This is a genomic window from Pseudomonas sp. Mb7 (assembly GCF_054790525.1).
In genome coordinates this window covers 185,396-202,556 of sequence record NZ_CP186501.1, presented here as the reverse complement: position 1 = coordinate 202,556, position 17,161 = coordinate 185,396, and the positions used below count along the sequence as shown (strand labels likewise).

Sequence of the window (17,161 nt, the reverse complement as noted above, 5' to 3'; positions counted from 1 at the left end):
GGCGAACTCCGCAAGAGATATGCGGCCATGCTACTCCATCGGTTCAGTGGCTGGCTGTTCAAAAAGGCTTGTCGAAGGTGATTTTCGGCTCTTTCCATGGGCCTTTGACGGTGTATTTCACACTGGCAAAGCGCGCCACACGGTCACCGATCAGTTTGTCGATCAGGAACAACGCGCCGCCGACCGCCGGTGCGCCAACGATCAACGCGGCAATCGGCAGGTTGTTGGTCACCGGCAAGGTCACCAGCAACTTGGCATCGACCTTGTCGCCGACCAGGTCCAGCGTACCGTCCAGCTCAAGGTTGCTCGAAGGACCGGTCAGGCGAATCGGCTCACGGGTGACATACACACCATTGTTCGCCACTAACAGGCCTTTGACCCGGTCGTAGCTCAAGCCTTTGCCGAACAGATCGGAGAAGTCCAGACGCAGACGCCGGCCGATGGAGTTGAAGTTAAGCAGGCCAAATACTCGCAACGCCTGCGCGCCGCCCTCTACTTCAACAAACTGACCTTTGTTCAACGACGCATCGAGCGTGCCGGAGAAGCGCTTGGTCGCCAGCCAGGCCGGCGAGCCCGGCCAACGGCCGTCGACGTCCATATGAAATTCTTCGCTGGTCACGCTCGGCGCAAAGCCCCAGCCCTTGAGCACATCGGCGAGGTTCTTGCCGCCAATCCGGCCCTTGAACCAGCTATTGGTCGCCCCGGGCGCACCTTCCCAGCCGCCATTGCCCTGCAACAGGATGCCTTTGAGGCCCATGTCGAGATTATTCAGGGCGATGCCCTTGGCGGTTGGTCGCACTTTCAAAGACCAGCCACCGACCAGATCCGGCCCCAGAAACAGTTGATTGATCGTGATATCTAGCGCCGGAATCTTCGTCGGATCCACCGAAACCAAAGGGTCCGGCGAATTCTCGTCAGCCTGCACCGTCGGGTCCGGCGCCGGCAGCTTCACGTATTGCAGATTGACCGCAATCGGCACGGCTTTGGCATCCGGCAGGTTCGCCGAGCCTTTGGCCTGCTGGCTATCGAGGGACAGATTCCACGCGCCCGGCTTGCGATTGACCTGAACCGACGCCTGATCCAGCGTGGTCCCGAATGCCGTGAGCTTACCGACCTTGAAATCAGCACTGTTGAGCAATTGCTTGGCGCTGCCGCCCGGATCCTGCCCGGCGTATTTGTTCACCAGATCCTGCCACGGCGCGACGTCCAGTTCCGAGAGCACGCCGCGAATCCGCAAGCCTTTGGCGCCCGGCAGCACCGCTTCGCCGGCACCGAGGAACAATTCGCCCCGGCCCTCGGCAAAATTGCTCGGCGGTGCCGCGAAGGTGAAATTGGCCAGTTGGTCGTAGTTGAACCAATAACGCCGCTCCTGCCCCTGCAAGGTCATGCGGAACACGGTATCGCGTCCGACATCTGCCGCCATACCGAACGGTGCCGGCAGATCCACCGCCACACCCTTCATGCTGGAGCTGACCATCAACTGGCTGTCGGCGCCGTCCAGATTCAATTGCAACTGATAAGGAATGGTTCCGGAGACCGGCAGTGGTTGTGTCACGCCCAGCCAGTCGGTGAGTTTCTTCACTTCGACCTGACCGGATGCGGCGACCCGGGTCTTGAGCTTGCCGGGGCTGCCATCGGCGAAGATCTGTGCGGTTACCGGTTTGTCGAACGCCCGCGCGGCGATGTTCTGCCCGCTGAGTCCTTTGGCGCTGTCGAAGCGGAAATCGCCTTTGAGTTGAGTCAGCTCCAGCTTTGGCTCGGCGAGTTTCAGGCGCGCATTGGCGGTTTTGAAGTCGACCAGAATCTTCGGCAGATCGCCGCCCTTGTCCAGCGGGATGTCCAGTTTGAGCTTGCCTTGCAGATCCCCCGCCCCTTCCCATCCGGCAAAGGTTTCACCGGTGCCGATCGGTGCGTCCTGAAGAATTTTCAGACCATCACCGAGGCCGCCGGCAAACCCGCCATCGAGATACATGTGCGTATGTTGTCCGGCCGGCACATGGGGAATATTGACGAAGACATCGCTGACCTGAGTGTCGAGCAACTGGCCCTTGTCAGCCCAGATCCGCACACCGCTGTCTTCGATAAACACATCGCCACTGACCTTGCTTACGTGCGGCCAGCCCGGCTGGAAGGCCAGTTCAGCGTCGTGCACTTTGAAGAACAGGCTGATGCTGCGGTCGGCCTCCCCGGCATTTTTGCTCAGCGAGCCCTGATACTGGAAGAAACCCTGGTCGACCGCACCTTTGAGAATGGCCGTACGCAGCCACTCGTCGAGTGCTGGACTAAGCACTTCGGGGAGATATTTGGCGGTATAACGACCGTCGCCATCGACCAGACCGACCCGCAGGTCCATGTAGTCTTCCTGGCTATGGTCGAAATGCAGGCGTATCAGGAAATCGCCGGCAATCTTGCCCTCCTCGCCAAGCACCTTCAGGTACGGAGCGATCAGGGTGAAGCCGTCTTTGTCGAGCTTCCAGGTCAGGCGTGCATTGGCCTGAATGTACTGCCATGGCTTAGCGAAAATCGGGTCGAGGTGCAGGACAAAATCCTTGCTGTCCATGCGCAACTCGCCACCGTCGAGGTTGCCGCTGAGGCTACCGCTGACGTTTCGAGCCGCCGGAGCGCCGTGATAGGCGTCGAAACCGACATTGTCCAGATTGGTGGCGAAACTGAACTTATTGCCATCGGTGGCATTGGGGCGGAAATCCAGCAGCACGTTACGCAGGCCACCGGTGACTTTCAGATGATCGACAGCCGTAGCGAAACCTTGCGGCAACGGCCCCAACGCATTGAGCAACGGGGTGATCGGAGTCAGATCCAGACGATCCGCTTGCAAGTGCCAGAGCTCGTCCACCTTGTCGGTCGCGCGCGTCTGCTTCAGTTGTACATGCGACTCCCAACGGCTTTCGCCGAAACTCATCGCCAGTGCATCGAGGGTAACGGTCGCGCCCTCGGCACTGTTCTGGTAGTAGGCGTTAAGCGCCAGATTATTGATCTGGATCGGCTTGCGATCGGCATAGGCGCCGGTCAGTTGCGGAGCATTCAAGCGTAACGCAGCACTCTGCAGCGTGCCCTTGGCCCAATTGACCCAGAGTTCGCCGCCGGCTTTGATCTCGGAAAAATTCCATTGTTGGGTAAGACGCTCTGGCAGCCATTTCGACCAGTCGCTTTGCGGCAGGCTGGCGTAACCGTCCACCACACTGTCCTTCAATTGCTCGGGGCGAATCCGCGTGCGCAGGCTCAGTGCAACGGGCTGGCCATCCGGCAAGGTCAAACGCGCATCGAGCCGTTGACGGCTGGCGCCGGTTTTCAGATTAAGGCCGACATAAGTTAGGGTCAGCGGCGCGTGATCCAGCGGTTGCAGGGTCACCTGACTGTCGAGCACCGACAGTTGCTGAATCATTTGCGAGCGATTGAACAGTTGCTGCGGGTCGAGCGGTTGATCGTTCTGCACCGGCAAGCCTTCCAGCGCCCAACTGCCGTCCTCGGCTTCCTTGAGGCTGATTTTCAGGCCGTTGAGTTCAAGGTGGGCAATGCGCACTTCGCGCGCCAGCAGGCTGGCCCACAGATCCGGTACCGCCCGTACCCGATCCAGACGCAACGCATTGGCGCCAGCGCCGACCATCACATCATGGGCCAGCAGGATCGGCGCAAAACCGCTCCAGTTGCCTTCAAGTTCGCCGATCTGCAACGGCATGCCGAGGGCGGCACTGGCCTTGTCTTCGATGTCGGCGCGATATTCGGCCACCAACGGGGTCAGCTCACGACCGAGACTGACGTACAACGCCATCAACACCAGAACCAACGCGCACAGGCCCAGCCCCCAGCGGGTGAATGTGGCCAAAATGCGTGTCAGACGCTCCATGTCAGTTGGCTCCCATGGCAAAAATACTGCGAAAAGCTGAGGCCAGCCGCGGTGGAATAAAAGTGACGCAGGGGATCAGAGCAGCACCACGTCATATTGTTCCTGGGAATACATGGTTTCCACCTGGAAGCGTATGGTGCGACCGATAAACCCTTCAAGCTCGGCGACGTTACCGGATTCTTCGTCAAGCAAGCGATCCACCACTTTCTGGTTCGCCAACACACGATAACCCTCAGCCTGATAGGCCCGGGCCTCGCGGAGAATCTCGCGGAAAATCTCGTAACAGATGGTTTCTGCAGTCTTCAGTTTGCCGCGCCCCTGACAGCTGCTGCACGGTTCGCACAGCACCTGCTCCAGACTTTCCCGAGTACGCTTGCGCGTCATCTGCACCAGGCCCAATTCGGTGATGCCGATGATGTTGGTCTTGGCGTGATCTCGTTCCAGTTGTTTTTCCAGCGTGCGCAACACTTGGCGTTGATGCTCTTCATCTTCCATGTCGATGAAGTCGATGATGATGATCCCGCCCAGGTTGCGCAGGCGCATTTGCCGGGCAATCGCGGTGGCCGCTTCGAGATTGGTCTTGAAGATGGTTTCTTCGAGGTTGCGATGGCCGACGAAAGCCCCGGTGTTCACATCGATGGTGGTCATGGCTTCCGCCGGATCCACCACCAGATAGCCACCGGATTTCAGCGGCACCTTGCGTTCGAGGGCTTTTTGGATTTCGTCTTCGACGCCATAGAGGTCGAAAATCGGTCGTTCACCCGGGTAGTGTTCCAGACGATCGGCGATTTCCGGCATCAGTTCGGCGACGAACTGCGTGGTTTTCTGGAAGGTTTCCCGGGAATCGATGCGAATCTTCTCGATTTTCGGGTTAACCAGATCGCGCAATGTACGCAGCGCCAAGCCGAGGTCTTCGTAAATCACACTTGGCGCGGCAATGGTTTTGATCTGTTCGTTGATCTGATCCCACAGACGTCGCAGGTAACGGATGTCCATGAGGATTTCATCGGCGCCAGCGCCTTCGGCGGCGGTGCGCAGAATGAAACCACCGGCCTCCTTGATGCCTTCCTTGGCCACGCAATCACTGACCACCTGCTTGAGGCGTTCGCGTTCGGCTTCGTCTTCGATTTTCAAAGAGATGCCGACGTGGGCGGTGCGTGGCATGTACACCAGATAACGCGAAGGTATCGACAGCTGCGTGGTCAAGCGCGCGCCTTTGGAACCGATCGGGTCCTTGGTGACTTGCACCACCAGGCTTTGACCTTCGTGCACCAGCGCGCTGATACTTTCGACCGCAGGACCTTCACGTAGAGAGATTTCGGCGGCGTGAATGAATGCCGCGCGGTCCAGGCCGATGTCGACAAACGCTGCCTGCATACCCGGCAGCACGCGGACGATCTTGCCTTTATAGATGTTGCCGACAATCCCGCGCTTTTGTGTGCGCTCAACGTGGACTTCTTGCAGCACACCGTTTTCGACCACCGCCACGCGCGACTCCATCGGCGTGATGTTGATCAGAATCTCTTCACTCATGGCAGGATCTCGTTCAGGCGTGTTCACGATAATGGCCGCATCTGGATTCGTACGACGCTTATTGCGCGTTCAGGTTTTGCCAACAGGGTATGCCGAAATGGCCTAACAGTTCTGCGGTTTCGCAAATCGGCAACCCGACCACCGCCGAGTAACTGCCATTGAGGCCCGCGACAAACACCGCGCCGAGCCCCTGAATGCCATAACCACCGGCCTTGTCTCGTGGCTCGCCACTGGCCCAGTAAGCGGCCGCTTCCTCAATGCTGATCGCGCGAAACCGCACCAGACTGCGCACCACCCGCGACTCGCAGCGCTCGTCTTCAAGCACGGCGATGGCGGTCAACACTTCATGCTCCTTGCCGGACAACATCATCAGCATGGCGCATGCATCGGCTTCGTCCACCGGTTTGCCCAGAATTTTGCCGTCCAGCACCACGGCAGTGTCAGCACCCAGCACGCAGAATGGCTGAGTGGACACGACCGTGCGGCGTCCGGCCTCGGCTTTGCCGCGCGCCAAGCGATCGACATAGGCCGAGGGCGACTCTTCGGGTGATGGGGTTTCGTCGATATCCGCACTGATGGCGGAGAACGGAACGCCGATCTGCGTGAGCAATTCACGCCGACGCGGCGATCCGGAGGCGAGGTAAAGCGGCTTCATCAAAACATCTCCCTGTTCAGTGCCCAACTTCACCGGTTCAATTGATTTTGTAGCGTCGGCGCAATCCGCGTAGGGCAAAGCTGACCCAAGGCCAGAGCAAGGCACTGACCAGCGCTGGAAGTACCAGCGCCAGGGTTGGTTGACGGTTACCGGTCAAGGCACTGAGCCACAATTGCACCAGTTGCGCGAGGCCGAAAATCACCAGAATCACCAGGCACTGCTGCCACATCGGGAACATCCGCAGGCGTTGCTGCAATGACAATACGAGGAAGGTGATCAGGGTCAGGATCAGCGCGTTCTGACCGAGCAGATCGCCCTGCAGCACGTCTTCGGCCAGGCCCAGGCAAAACGCCGTGACCATGCCCACTGTGTGCGGCATATACAAAGCCCAGAATGTCAGGAGCAAGGCCAGCCATAGCGGGCGCAGGATTTCCATGAAAATCGGCAATGGCGACACGCTCAGGAGTATGCCGACAACAAACGTCAGCCAGACAATCCAGCCGTTACGCGATGCGGTAGCCCCGACCATTATTCTTGTCTCCCGGTTGTCGCTGGTGCATTGACGGGCGGTTTGGCCGCAGGTCGCGCAGCCGGCTGGGCAGCTGGAGGTTTGGCCGCCGCTGGCGGTTTGCTTGCCGCGGGCTTGGCCGGTGTGGCGCTAGCGGCGGCGGTCGGTGCGGCAGGCGTCGCGGGCGTCGCAGTGGCTGCGGCAGGCGGGGTCACGGTTTTCGGTACAGTGGCCGGAATAATCGGGCCGCCGCCAAAAGCATCAAGATTTTCCTGCGCTTGCGCCGCATCGTTGGCACGCTCTTCGGCGGTGCGGTTGTCGCTGAACACCAGCAACATGTAGCGGCTGCGGTTCAGCGCGGCGGTCGGTACGGCGCGAACGATGGCGAACGGCTGACCGGAATCGTGGATCACTTCCTTCACCGTCGCGACCGGATAGCCTGCCGGGAAACGCTGACCAAGGCCGGAGCTGACCAGCAGATCGCCTTCCTTGATATCGGCCGTGTCGGCGACGTGGCGCAACTCCAGGCGCTCAGGGTTGCCGGTGCCGCTGGCAATGGCCCGCAGCCCGTTGCGATTGACCTGTACCGGAATGCTGTGTGTGCTGTCAGTGAGCAGCAAGACACGCGAGGTGTAAGGCATCAACTCGACCACCTGGCCCATCAGACCGCGCGCATCGAGCACCGGCTGACCGAGCACCACACCGTCACGCTCACCTTTATTGATGATGATGCGATGGGTGAACGGGTTGGGGTCCATGCCGATCAACTCGGCCACTTCGACCTTTTCGTTGACCAGTGCAGAGGAATTGAGCAACTCGCGCAACCGAACGTTCTGCTCGGTGAGGGCGGCAAGCTTTTGCATGCGCCCCTGCAGCAGCAGGTTTTCGGTTTTGAGTTTTTCGTTTTCGGCGACAAGCTCGGTGCGGCTGCCGAACTGGCTGGCGACACCTTCCCACAAGCGACCCGGCAGGTCGGTGATCCAGTAGGCATCCATCAGCACCAGCGACGCTTGCTTGCGCGCAGGCTTGAGCAGGTCAAAGCGGGCATCGACCACCATCAGCGCGATCGATAGCACGGCCAGCACCAACAGGCGCACGCCCAACGAAGGGCCCTTGGCGAAAAGCGGTTTAATAAGCCGCTCCTCCCAGGCAAATGTTCTGTTTATTCATACGGCATCAAACCGGCCTGGATGAAGACTGACAGAAGATAAACGCCAACAGGCAGCACTGCAAAGTGCTGCCTGCGCGCTCACCCACGTATTGCACTCGGCGACTTATTCGCTCGAGAGCAGGTCCATGGTGTGCTTATCCATCATTTCCAATGCACGGCCACCGCCGCGAGCCACACAGGTCAGCGGATCTTCGGCAACGATCACTGGCAGACCGGTTTCCTGGGCCAGCAACTTGTCGAGGTCACGCAGCAGCGCGCCACCACCGGTCAGCACCAGGCCACGCTCGGCGATGTCGGAAGCCAGTTCCGGCGGCGATTGCTCCAGGGCACTTTTCACAGCCTGAACGATGGTTGCCAGGGACTCTTGCAGAGCTTCCAGCACTTCGTTGGAGTTCAGGGTGAATGCGCGTGGAACGCCTTCGGCCAGGTTGCGACCGCGAACGTCGACTTCGCGAACTTCGCCGCCCGGGTAGGCCGTGCCGATTTCCTGTTTGATGCGCTCAGCGGTGGATTCACCGATCAGGCTGCCGTAGTTACGACGCACGTAAGTGATGATCGCTTCGTCGAAGCGGTCGCCGCCAACGCGGACGGATTCGGCATACACCACACCGTTCAGGGAGATCAGCGCGATTTCAGTGGTACCACCACCGATATCCACGACCATCGAGCCGCGCGCTTCTTCGACCGGCAGGCCGGCACCGATCGCAGCCGCCATTGGCTCTTCGATCAGGAACACTTCACGGGCACCGGCACCGAGGGCCGATTCACGGATGGCGCGACGCTCAACCTGGGTGGATTTGCATGGAACGCAGATCAGCACACGAGGGCTAGGCTGCAGAAAGCTGTTTTCATGAACCTTGTTAATAAAGTATTGCAGCATCTTTTCGCAGACGCTGAAGTCGGCGATCACGCCGTCTTTCATCGGACGAATGGCAGCAATGTTGCCCGGCGTACGGCCGAGCATGCGCTTGGCTTCGGTGCCGACAGCAACGACACTTTTCTGGTTACCGTGTGTCCGAATGGCCACAACCGATGGCTCATTCAGGACGATACCGCGCTCGCGCACGTAAATAAGGGTGTTGGCAGTGCCCAGGTCAATGGAAAGATCGCTGGAAAACATGCCACGCAGTTTCTTGAACATGGGAAAGGGACCCTAGGCAACGCGTGGGTAAAAAAGTGCGGCAAACTCTAACAACGACAGGGATTTTGGGCAAGGCGCCAATATGTTAAATTGGCCGCTTTTCTGTGCACCAAGCCCCACAATCGCGGCCTTATGACCGTAGAAGTGCGGTAGTGTTCCGACAATCTAACACACGGACGCCGTCCGTTCTGTTTTCCACAGGAGAATCCCGATGGCGCTAGAACGCTCCGACGTGGAAAAAATCGCTCATCTGGCCTGCCTTGGCCTTAATGATGCCGATCTTCCACACATTACTTCCGCCCTCAACAGCATTCTCGGTCTGGTCGACGAAATGCAGGCTGTTAATACCGACGGAATCGAGCCTCTGGCCCACCCGCTGGAAGCCAGTCAGCGCCTGCGCGCCGACGTTGTGACCGAGACCAATCACCGCGAGGCCTACCAATCCATCGCACCAGCGGTCGAAAACGGCCTGTATCTGGTTCCGAAAGTCATCGACTAAAGGGAAAGAGCCTGCAATGCATCAAATGACTCTGGCCGAGATCGCCCGCGGTCTCGCCGATAAAAAGTTTTCCTCCGAAGAGCTGACCAAAGTCCTGCTGGCGCGCATCACCCAGCTCGATCCGCAGCTCAACAGTTTCATCAGCCTCACCGAAGAGCTGGCGCTCGAGCAGGCGAAAGCCGCCGATGCACGCCGGGCCAACGGTGAGAGCGGCGCCCTGCTCGGCGCGCCGATCGCTCACAAAGACCTGTTCTGCACCCAGGGCATTCGCACCAGCTGTGGCTCGAAGATGCTCGACAACTTCAAGGCTCCGTACGACGCCACCGTGGTTGCAAAACTGGCGGCTGCCGGCGCTGTGACCCTGGGCAAGACCAACATGGACGAATTCGCCATGGGTTCGGCCAACGAGTCGAGCTGGTACGGCGCGGTGAAAAACCCGTGGAACCTGGAACACGTGCCGGGCGGTTCGTCCGGCGGTTCGGCGGCGGCAGTAGCCGCTCGTCTGTTGCCTGCGGCCACGGCCACCGACACCGGCGGCTCGATCCGTCAGCCAGCTGCGTTCACCAACCTCACCGGCCTGAAACCGACCTACGGTCGTGTTTCGCGCTGGGGCATGATTGCTTACGCCTCCAGCCTTGATCAGGGCGGCCCGTTGGCGCGCACCGCCGAAGACTGCGCGATTTTGTTGCAAGGTATGGCCGGCTTCGATCAGAACGACTCCACCAGCATCGATGAGCCGGTGCCGGATTACTCCGCAAGCCTCGGCGACTCGCTGCAAGGCCTGCGCATCGGCGTGCCGAAGGAATACTTCAGCGCCGGTCTCGACCCGCGCATAGCCGAGCTGATCCAGAACAGCATCAAAGAGCTGCAGAAGCTCGGTGCGGTGATCAAGGAAATCAGCCTGCCGAACATGCAGCACGCGATCCCTGCGTACTACGTGATCGCGCCGGCAGAAGCGTCTTCGAACCTGTCGCGTTTCGACGGCGTGCGTTTCGGCCATCGCTGCGAGCAACCGAAAGACCTGATCGACCTGTACAAGCGCTCCCGTGGCGAAGGCTTCGGCGCGGAAGTGCAGCGCCGGATCATGGTCGGTGCCTACGCGCTGTCCGCCGGTTACTACGACGCCTACTACCTGAAAGCGCAGAAGATCCGTCGCCTGGTGAAGAACGATTTCATGGCTGCCTTTAATGAGGTCGACATCATCCTCGGCCCAACCACGCCGAACCCGGCCTGGAAACTCGGCGCCAAGAACAGCGACCCGGTCGCTGCCTATCTGGAAGACGTCTACACCATCACCGCCAACCTCGCGGGCCTGCCGGGCCTGTCGATGCCGGCCGGTTTTGTCGACGGTCTGCCGGTGGGCGTGCAGTTGCTCGCGCCGTATTTCCAGGAAGGTCGCCTGTTGAACGTTGCCCACCAGTATCAGCTCAACACTGACTGGCACACCCGCACCCCAACCGGCTTCTGAGGAGACACACATGCAATGGGAAGTCGTGATCGGGCTGGAGATTCACACTCAGCTCACTACCCGGTCGAAAATCTTTTCCGGTAGTTCCACCACATTCGGTTCCGAGCCGAACACTCAGGCCAGCCTGATCGACCTGGGTATGCCCGGCGTTCTGCCGGTGCTGAACCAGGAAGCGGTGCGCATGGCGGTGATGTTCGGTCTGGCGATTGACGCCGAGATCGGTCAGCACAACGTGTTCGCGCGCAAGAACTACTTCTACCCGGACCTGCCGAAGGGCTACCAGATCAGCCAGATGGAGTTGCCGATCGTCGGCAAGGGCCACCTGGACATCGCCCTGGAAGACGGCACGGTCAAACGTGTCGGCATCACCCGCGCGCACCTGGAAGAAGACGCCGGCAAGAGCCTGCACGAAGAGTTCAACGGTGCCACCGGCATCGACCTGAACCGTGCCGGCACACCGCTGCTGGAAATCGTGTCCGAGCCGGACATGCGCAGCGCCAAGGAAGCCGTGGCTTACGTCAAGGCGATCCACGCGCTGGTACGTTATCTGGGTATCTGCGACGGCAACATGGCCGAAGGCTCGCTGCGTTGCGACTGCAACGTGTCGATCCGTCCGAAAGGCCAGGTTGAGTTCGGCACGCGCTGCGAGATCAAGAACGTCAACTCGTTCCGCTTCATCGAGAAGGCGATCAACTCCGAGATCCAGCGTCAGATCGAGCTGATCGAAGACGGCGGCAAAGTGATCCAGCAGACCCGTCTGTACGATCCGAACAAGGACGAGACCCGTCCGATGCGTTCGAAAGAGGAAGCCAACGACTACCGTTACTTCCCCGATCCGGACCTGCTGCCGGTGGTCATCGAAGAGTCGTTCCTCGGCGAGGTGCGCGCCACCCTGCCGGAACTGCCACCGCAAAAACGCGAGCGCTTCCAGAGCCAGTTCGGTCTGTCGGCGTACGACGCCAACGTGCTGGCCACCAGCCGTGAGCAAGCGGACTACTTCGAGAAAGTCGCAGCCATCGGCGGCGACGCGAAACTGGCGGCGAACTGGGTGATGGTCGAGTTGGGCAGCCTGCTCAACAAGCAAGGCCTGGACATCGACGAGTCGCCGGTTTCCGCTGAACTGCTGGGCGGCATGCTGCTGCGCATCAAGGACAACACCATCTCCGGCAAGATTGCCAAGGTTGTGTTCGAAGCGATGGCCAACGGTGAAGGCAGCGCAGACGAGATCATCGAAAAACGTGGCCTGAAGCAGGTTACCGACAGCGGCGCGATCTCGGCCGTGCTCGACGAAATGCTCGCGGCCAACGCCGAGCAAGTTGAACAATACCGTGCGGCTGATGAAGCCAAACGCGGCAAGATGTTCGGCTTCTTTGTCGGTCAGGCGATGAAAGCGTCGAAAGGCAAAGCCAACCCGCAGCAAGTGAACGAACTGCTGAAAAGCAAGCTCGAAGGCTGATTCTGGCCCCGCGCTCGGGGATCGTTCCCACGCTCTGCGTGGGAATGCCGCCCCGGACGCTCCGCGTCCATTGCGGTGTGACGCAGAGCGTCACGGGATGCATTCCCACGCTGGAGCGTGGGAACGATCACTTTGGAGTATCTGAATGAAACGTCTGCTCGGCGCCTGCGCCCTGCTCTCCTTGCTGGCCGGTTGCGCCAGCACCGACATTATCGACCCGCACGGTTACGACCAGACCGGTGTCGCCTCTTATTACGGTGCCAAGCACCACGGTAAACGGACCGCCAGTGGCGAGCCGTTCAACCAGAATTCCCTGACCGCCGCCCACCGCCAGCTACCCTTTGGCACGCGGGTGAAGGTCACCAACCTGAAAAACGATGAATCTGTTGTGGTCCGCATCAACGACCGTGGCCCGCATACCCGTGGACGCCTGATCGATGTGTCCCGTGAGGCCGCCGAACAACTCGGCATGCTGCGCAGCGGCACCGCGCGGGTTCGCGTGCAGGCTCTCGACGACTGATGGAGCGCTGACCATTTTCGGATTAGCCGATTTACCCCTGATCAGCGTGATCGAACTGCTCGCCGGCCTGTGCCTGCTGATCTTCGGCGCCGAACTTATGGTGCGCGCGGCGGTGCGCCTGGCAGCACGCCTGCATGTGCGACCGCTGATCATCGGCCTGACCATCGTCGCCCTCGGCAGCAGCGCACCGCAAATGGCCGTCAGCCTGCAAGCGGCGCTGGCGCATAACCCGGACATCGCCGTAGGCAGTGTGGTCGGCAGCAGCATCTTCAATATCCTTGTCACCCTAGGGCTTTCCGCGCTGATCATTCCTCTGCGCGTCTCGCGGCAACTGGTGCGCCTGGATATTCCGCTGATGATCGGTGCCAGCCTGCTGGTATTCGTACTGGCATGGAATGAAGAGATCGGGCGCTTCGACGGCATCCTGTTGTTGGCGGCTTTGGCGTTGTATCTCGGTTTACTGCTGCGCCAGTCACGGCATTCGACGCGACCGCATTCGGAACATCCTGAAACGGCGCAAGCCTCGTGGTTCAGCAGCCTGTTAATGATCGTTATCGGTCTGGCGATGCTGGTGTTTGCCGGGCATCTGCTGCTGGGCGCCGCGGTTGTGGTAGCTACTGATCTTGGATTCTCCGAGCGCGTCATCGGCCTGACCGTGGTGGCCGTCGGCACGTCGCTGCCGGAACTGGCTACGTCATTGATCGCAGCCTTGCGCGGACAACGCGACATCGCCGTCGGCAACGTGATCGGCGCCAACCTGTTCAACTTGCTCGGGGTGCTCGGCCTGACCGCATTGATCGCACCGACGCCGCTGTCGGTGTCGCCGAACGCACTGGATTTCGACTTGCCGGTGATGCTCGGCGTTGCCGCACTGTGCCTGCCGGTGTTCTATTCCGGCTACCGCGTGACGCGCGCCGAAGGTTTGCTGTTGCTCGGTTTGTACCTGGCGTACGGGCTGCACGTGGTGTCGTTTACCACCGGCATGCCGCTGGCCGGCAAGCTTGAGCGGCTGATGCTGTTTTATGTCTTGCCGACGCTGTTGACGTTCCTGCTGTTCACGTCGATCCGCGCCTGGCGCCGCCAACACCACAAGAGTGATAAACCATGACCGAATCGAAGAAGTCCGGGGTTGAAGTCCGCCGCCAGGTAATGGGCGATGCGTTTGTTGATCGCGCGCTGGGCAACGCCACCGAGTTCACCCAGCCGTTGCAGGATTTCGTCAATGAACATGCCTGGGGTGGCGTGTGGAATCGTGAAGGTTTGCCGCTGAAAACCCGCAGTTTGATCACCCTCGCCGCGCTGACCGCATTGAAGTGCCCGCAAGAGTTGAAAGGTCATGTGCGCGGCGCGCTGAACAACGGCTGCACGGTGGACGAGATCCGTGAGGCGTTGCTGCATTGCGCAGTGTATGCCGGCGTGCCGGCGGCGATCGATGCGTTTCGGGCAGCGCAGGAAGTGATCGACAGTTACGAGAAAAGCTAAAAGATCGCAGCCTTCGGCAGCTCCTACATGGAAATGCGGTCTCCTGTAGGAGCTGCCGCAGGCTGCGATCTTTTGATCTTGCCTTTATATCCACCCACCCCACTGCAAAACGAAGATCCCGACGTTGGTGGTAATCGCCGCCATCAACGTGGTCATTACGATAATCGCCGCCGCCAGTTCATGATTGCCCTGCGCCGCCCGCGCCATGACGAAACTTGCCGCCGCCGTCGGGCTACCGAAATACAGAAACAGAATCCCCAACTCCGCCCCACGAAAGCCCCACAACCACGCCCCCAGGGTCGCCAGCACTGGCAAACCAACCATCTTCACCAGACTCGAACTCAGCGCCATGTTGCCGCTCTTGCGCAGCGCCGCCAGCGACAGAGTGCCGCCAATGCAGATCAGCGCCAATGGCAAGGTGGTCTGCGCCAGATACTGGCCGGAAGTTTCCAGCCAGCCCGGCAAACCGATCTTGAAATAGGCAAACGGTGCTGCCGCAATCACGCTGATGATCAACGGATTGCTGAACACGCTTTTGCAGATGCTCCACGGATCGGATTTGATCACCGGGCTGTATACCGCGAGCACGATGGTCGACAGCGTGTTGTAAAACAGGATCACCAGCGCCGCGAGAATCGCCCCGAGGGAAATCCCGTAATCGCCGTACATGCTCGCCGCCAGCGCCAGACCGATCACGCCGTTATTGCCGCGAAACGCGCCCTGGGTGTAGATGCCGCGATCTTCGCGCGGGCATTTGAAAATCGCCCAGCCCCAGGCCAGGGCAAAACTCACCAGCGTGGCGAGGGAAAAGTAGATCAGCAGGGACGGTTGCAACGCGGCGTGCAGGTCGGCATGCAGAATGCCGAGGAACAGCAGCGCCGGCATGGTGACGTTGAACACCAGCGACGAGGCCGTGTGGATGAAGTTGTCGTTGATCCAGTCGATGCGCTTGAGCAGCACACCGAGAAACAGCATGGCAAAAACCGGCGCGGTGATGTTCAGGGTTTCGAGAAAGATTGCCAGCATGCCGGGGAGCCTTGGGTGAGCGTCGTTAGGGGGCTAATGATAAGCCAAAAGCTTGAAAAGCCCCTCACCCTAACCCTCTCCCCGAGGGAGAGGGGACTGACCGAGGTGTTTTGCGGCATACATCGACCTGCAAGACCGAGTCGATTATGGATTCGGCAAAGCACTTTCAGGTCGATGTACTTCTTAAATATTCCCGGATCGGCCCCCTCTCCCCCCGGGAGAGGGATGGGCGGGCGGCGTTCCGATGAGGGTAGCTTTTACTCCCCCCTTCAAAAAACCATCAGGTAATCGGCGCCGGATTGAACAACGTAATGTCGTTATGCAGCTTGTGCTTCTCCGCCCATGTCTGCTGCTTGCCGCTCGCCACATCCAGGTAATAGTGAAACAGCTCCCAACCCAACTCCTCGATGGTCGCCCGCCCGGTAGCAATCCGCCCGGCGTCGATATCGATCAGATCCGGCCAGCGCTGCGCCAACTCCGTACGCGTCGAGACCTTCACCACTGGCGCCATCGCCAAACCATACGGCGTACCCCGCCCGGTGGTGAACACATGCAGGTTCATCCCCGCCGCCAACTGCAACGTCCCGCAAACAAAATCACTCGCTGGGGTCGCACAGAAAATCAAACCCTTCTGCTTGAAGCGCTCGCCAGGGCCAAGTACGCCATTGATTGCGCTGCTGCCGGACTTGACGATCGAACCCAGCGACTTCTCGACAATGTTCGACAGCCCGCCCTTCTTGTTGCCTGGCGTGGTGTTGGCGCTGCGATCCGCTTCGCCCTTGGCCAGGTAACGGTCGTACCAGTCCATCTCGCGCACCAGCTCCTCGGCAACGGTTTTGCTTTCGGCGCGTGAAGTCAGCAGGTAAATCGCATCGCGCACTTCGGTGACTTCGGAAAACATCACCGTCGCCCCCGCCCGCAACAGCAAATCCGAGGCGTAGCCCAGCGCCGGGTTGGCGGTGATGCCGGAAAACGCATCGCTGCCGCCGCACTGCATGCCGAGGATCAACTCGGACGCTGGCACGGTTTCGCGGCGGCGCTGGTCGAGTTTCTTCAAACGGACTTCGGCCAGCGCCATGATCTGCTCGATCATCTCGGTGAAACCGTGACTGGAATCCTGCAAGCGATACAGCCACGGATCGCTGAGATCCACCGAAGCATCGTCCTCGTGCATGACCTGCCCGGCCTGCAATTTCTCGCAGCCCAGACTGATCACCAGCGCTTCACCACCGAGGTTCGGGTTGCGCGCCAGATTGCGCACGGTACGAATCGGGATGTAGGCGTCGGTGGCGGTAATCGCCACGCCGCAGCCATAGCTATGAGTCAGCGCCACCACATCATCGACGTGCGGATACTTCGGCAGCAGCTCTTCCTTGATGCGTTTTACCGCGTGATCAAGCACGCCGGTGACGCACTGCACGGTCGTAGTGATGCCGAGAATGTTGCGCGTGCCGACGGTGCCGTCGGCGTTGCGATAACCCTCGAACGTGAAACCTTCCAGCGGTGCCTGCGCGTCCGGCACCTCGGTGGACAGCGGCAAGCTGTCCAGCGGCGGCGCGGTCGGCATGCGCAGTTGATCTTCCTTGACCCAACTGCCTCGGCGAATCGGCTGCAACGCGTAGCCAATCACCTGACCGTAGCGAATCACCTGGCCGCCCTCGGGAATGTCTTCAAGGGTGACCTTGTGGCTCTGCGGCACAAATTCCAGCGTCACCAGGCCATCGGCAAATTCAGTGCCGGCCGGAGCGCCCTGGTCGTTGACCACGACCACCACATTGTCCCGCTCGTGCAGGCGGATGTGGCGCGGCGAGTCGGAATGTTCAATCAACTGCATGAC

General features: G+C 60.1%; 14 protein-coding genes. 6 read left to right on the top strand and 8 right to left on the bottom strand.

The genetic code is table 11. The features are described 5' to 3' along the window. Positions 1–58: 58 nt before the first annotated feature. The 6 genes from ACOYXH_RS00825 to mreB all read right to left on the bottom strand — a co-directional run bounded on the left by ACOYXH_RS00825 (position 59) and on the right by mreB (position 8,873). Positions 59–3,865 (bottom strand): YhdP family protein, encoded by a 3,807-nt coding sequence (locus ACOYXH_RS00825; protein ID WP_258709251.1) that lies wholly within the window; start codon positions 3,863–3,865, stop codon positions 59–61. 75 nt (positions 3,866–3,940) lie between these two features. Then, positions 3,941–5,398, bottom strand: a complete 1,458-nt coding sequence (rng, locus tag ACOYXH_RS00820) for a ribonuclease G (RefSeq protein ID WP_007915369.1) — start codon at positions 5,396–5,398, stop codon at positions 3,941–3,943. A gap of 58 nt (positions 5,399–5,456) precedes the next feature. Then, positions 5,457–6,053, bottom strand: coding sequence for a Maf family protein (locus ACOYXH_RS00815; protein WP_093435934.1), 597 nt, complete (start codon positions 6,051–6,053; stop codon positions 5,457–5,459). Positions 6,054–6,090: 37 nt separating this feature from the next. Further along, a complete protein-coding gene (gene mreD / locus ACOYXH_RS00810; RefSeq protein ID WP_034154468.1) occupies positions 6,091–6,582 on the bottom strand; it encodes a rod shape-determining protein MreD in 492 nt (163 codons plus the stop codon). Further along, complete coding sequence (gene mreC, locus ACOYXH_RS00805; RefSeq protein ID WP_095049746.1) at positions 6,582–7,694, bottom strand: rod shape-determining protein MreC; 1,113 nt, start codon at positions 7,692–7,694, stop codon at positions 6,582–6,584. The genes mreD and mreC overlap by 1 nt, the downstream gene beginning before the upstream one ends. A gap of 141 nt (positions 7,695–7,835) precedes the next feature. After that, the gene (gene mreB, locus ACOYXH_RS00800; protein ID WP_002555108.1) at positions 7,836–8,873 is read right to left on the bottom strand and encodes a rod shape-determining protein MreB; all 1,038 of its coding nucleotides are present in this window, start codon (positions 8,871–8,873) and stop codon (positions 7,836–7,838) included. Positions 8,874–9,084: 211 nt separating this feature from the next. Here mreB and gatC point away from each other — a divergent pair, with 211 nt between their 5' ends. The 6 genes from gatC (at position 9,085) to ACOYXH_RS00770 (ending at position 14,298) form a co-directional block, all read left to right on the top strand. After that, positions 9,085–9,372 (top strand): Asp-tRNA(Asn)/Glu-tRNA(Gln) amidotransferase subunit GatC, encoded by a 288-nt coding sequence (gene gatC / locus ACOYXH_RS00795; protein ID WP_007901429.1) that lies wholly within the window; start codon positions 9,085–9,087, stop codon positions 9,370–9,372. Positions 9,373–9,388: 16 nt separating this feature from the next. Continuing rightward, positions 9,389–10,840, top strand: coding sequence for an Asp-tRNA(Asn)/Glu-tRNA(Gln) amidotransferase subunit GatA (gene gatA / locus ACOYXH_RS00790; RefSeq protein WP_220557806.1), 1,452 nt, complete (start codon positions 9,389–9,391; stop codon positions 10,838–10,840). 10 nt (positions 10,841–10,850) lie between these two features. Further along, positions 10,851–12,296 carry an Asp-tRNA(Asn)/Glu-tRNA(Gln) amidotransferase subunit GatB gene (gene gatB, locus ACOYXH_RS00785; RefSeq protein WP_095125392.1) on the top strand — a complete coding sequence of 482 codons (1,446 nt, stop codon included), beginning with the start codon at positions 10,851–10,853 and terminating at the stop codon, positions 12,294–12,296. A gap of 145 nt (positions 12,297–12,441) precedes the next feature. After that, positions 12,442–12,816 carry a septal ring lytic transglycosylase RlpA family protein gene (locus ACOYXH_RS00780; protein ID WP_095112682.1) on the top strand — a complete coding sequence of 125 codons (375 nt, stop codon included), beginning with the start codon at positions 12,442–12,444 and terminating at the stop codon, positions 12,814–12,816. 46 nt (positions 12,817–12,862) lie between these two features. Further along, positions 12,863–13,924: a calcium/sodium antiporter gene (locus ACOYXH_RS00775; protein ID WP_095049742.1), complete on the top strand. Its 1,062-nt coding sequence runs from the start codon at positions 12,863–12,865 to the stop codon at positions 13,922–13,924. Next, on the top strand, positions 13,921–14,298 hold the full coding sequence (locus ACOYXH_RS00770; RefSeq protein ID WP_007915345.1) for a carboxymuconolactone decarboxylase family protein: 378 nt from the start codon (positions 13,921–13,923) through the stop codon (positions 14,296–14,298). Before ACOYXH_RS00775 ends, ACOYXH_RS00770 begins: the two co-directional genes overlap by 4 nt. An 84-nt stretch (positions 14,299–14,382) precedes the next feature. On the opposite strand, the gene ACOYXH_RS00765 is transcribed toward ACOYXH_RS00770, so the two are convergent. Together ACOYXH_RS00765 and garD are read right to left on the bottom strand one after the other, a co-directional pair. Next, the gene (locus ACOYXH_RS00765; RefSeq protein ID WP_016984178.1) at positions 14,383–15,324 is read right to left on the bottom strand and encodes an AEC family transporter; all 942 of its coding nucleotides are present in this window, start codon (positions 15,322–15,324) and stop codon (positions 14,383–14,385) included. 280 nt (positions 15,325–15,604) lie between these two features. Beyond that, positions 15,605–17,158, bottom strand: coding sequence for a galactarate dehydratase (gene garD / locus ACOYXH_RS00760; RefSeq protein WP_034154460.1), 1,554 nt, complete (start codon positions 17,156–17,158; stop codon positions 15,605–15,607). Between the last annotated feature and the right edge of the window lie 3 nt (positions 17,159–17,161).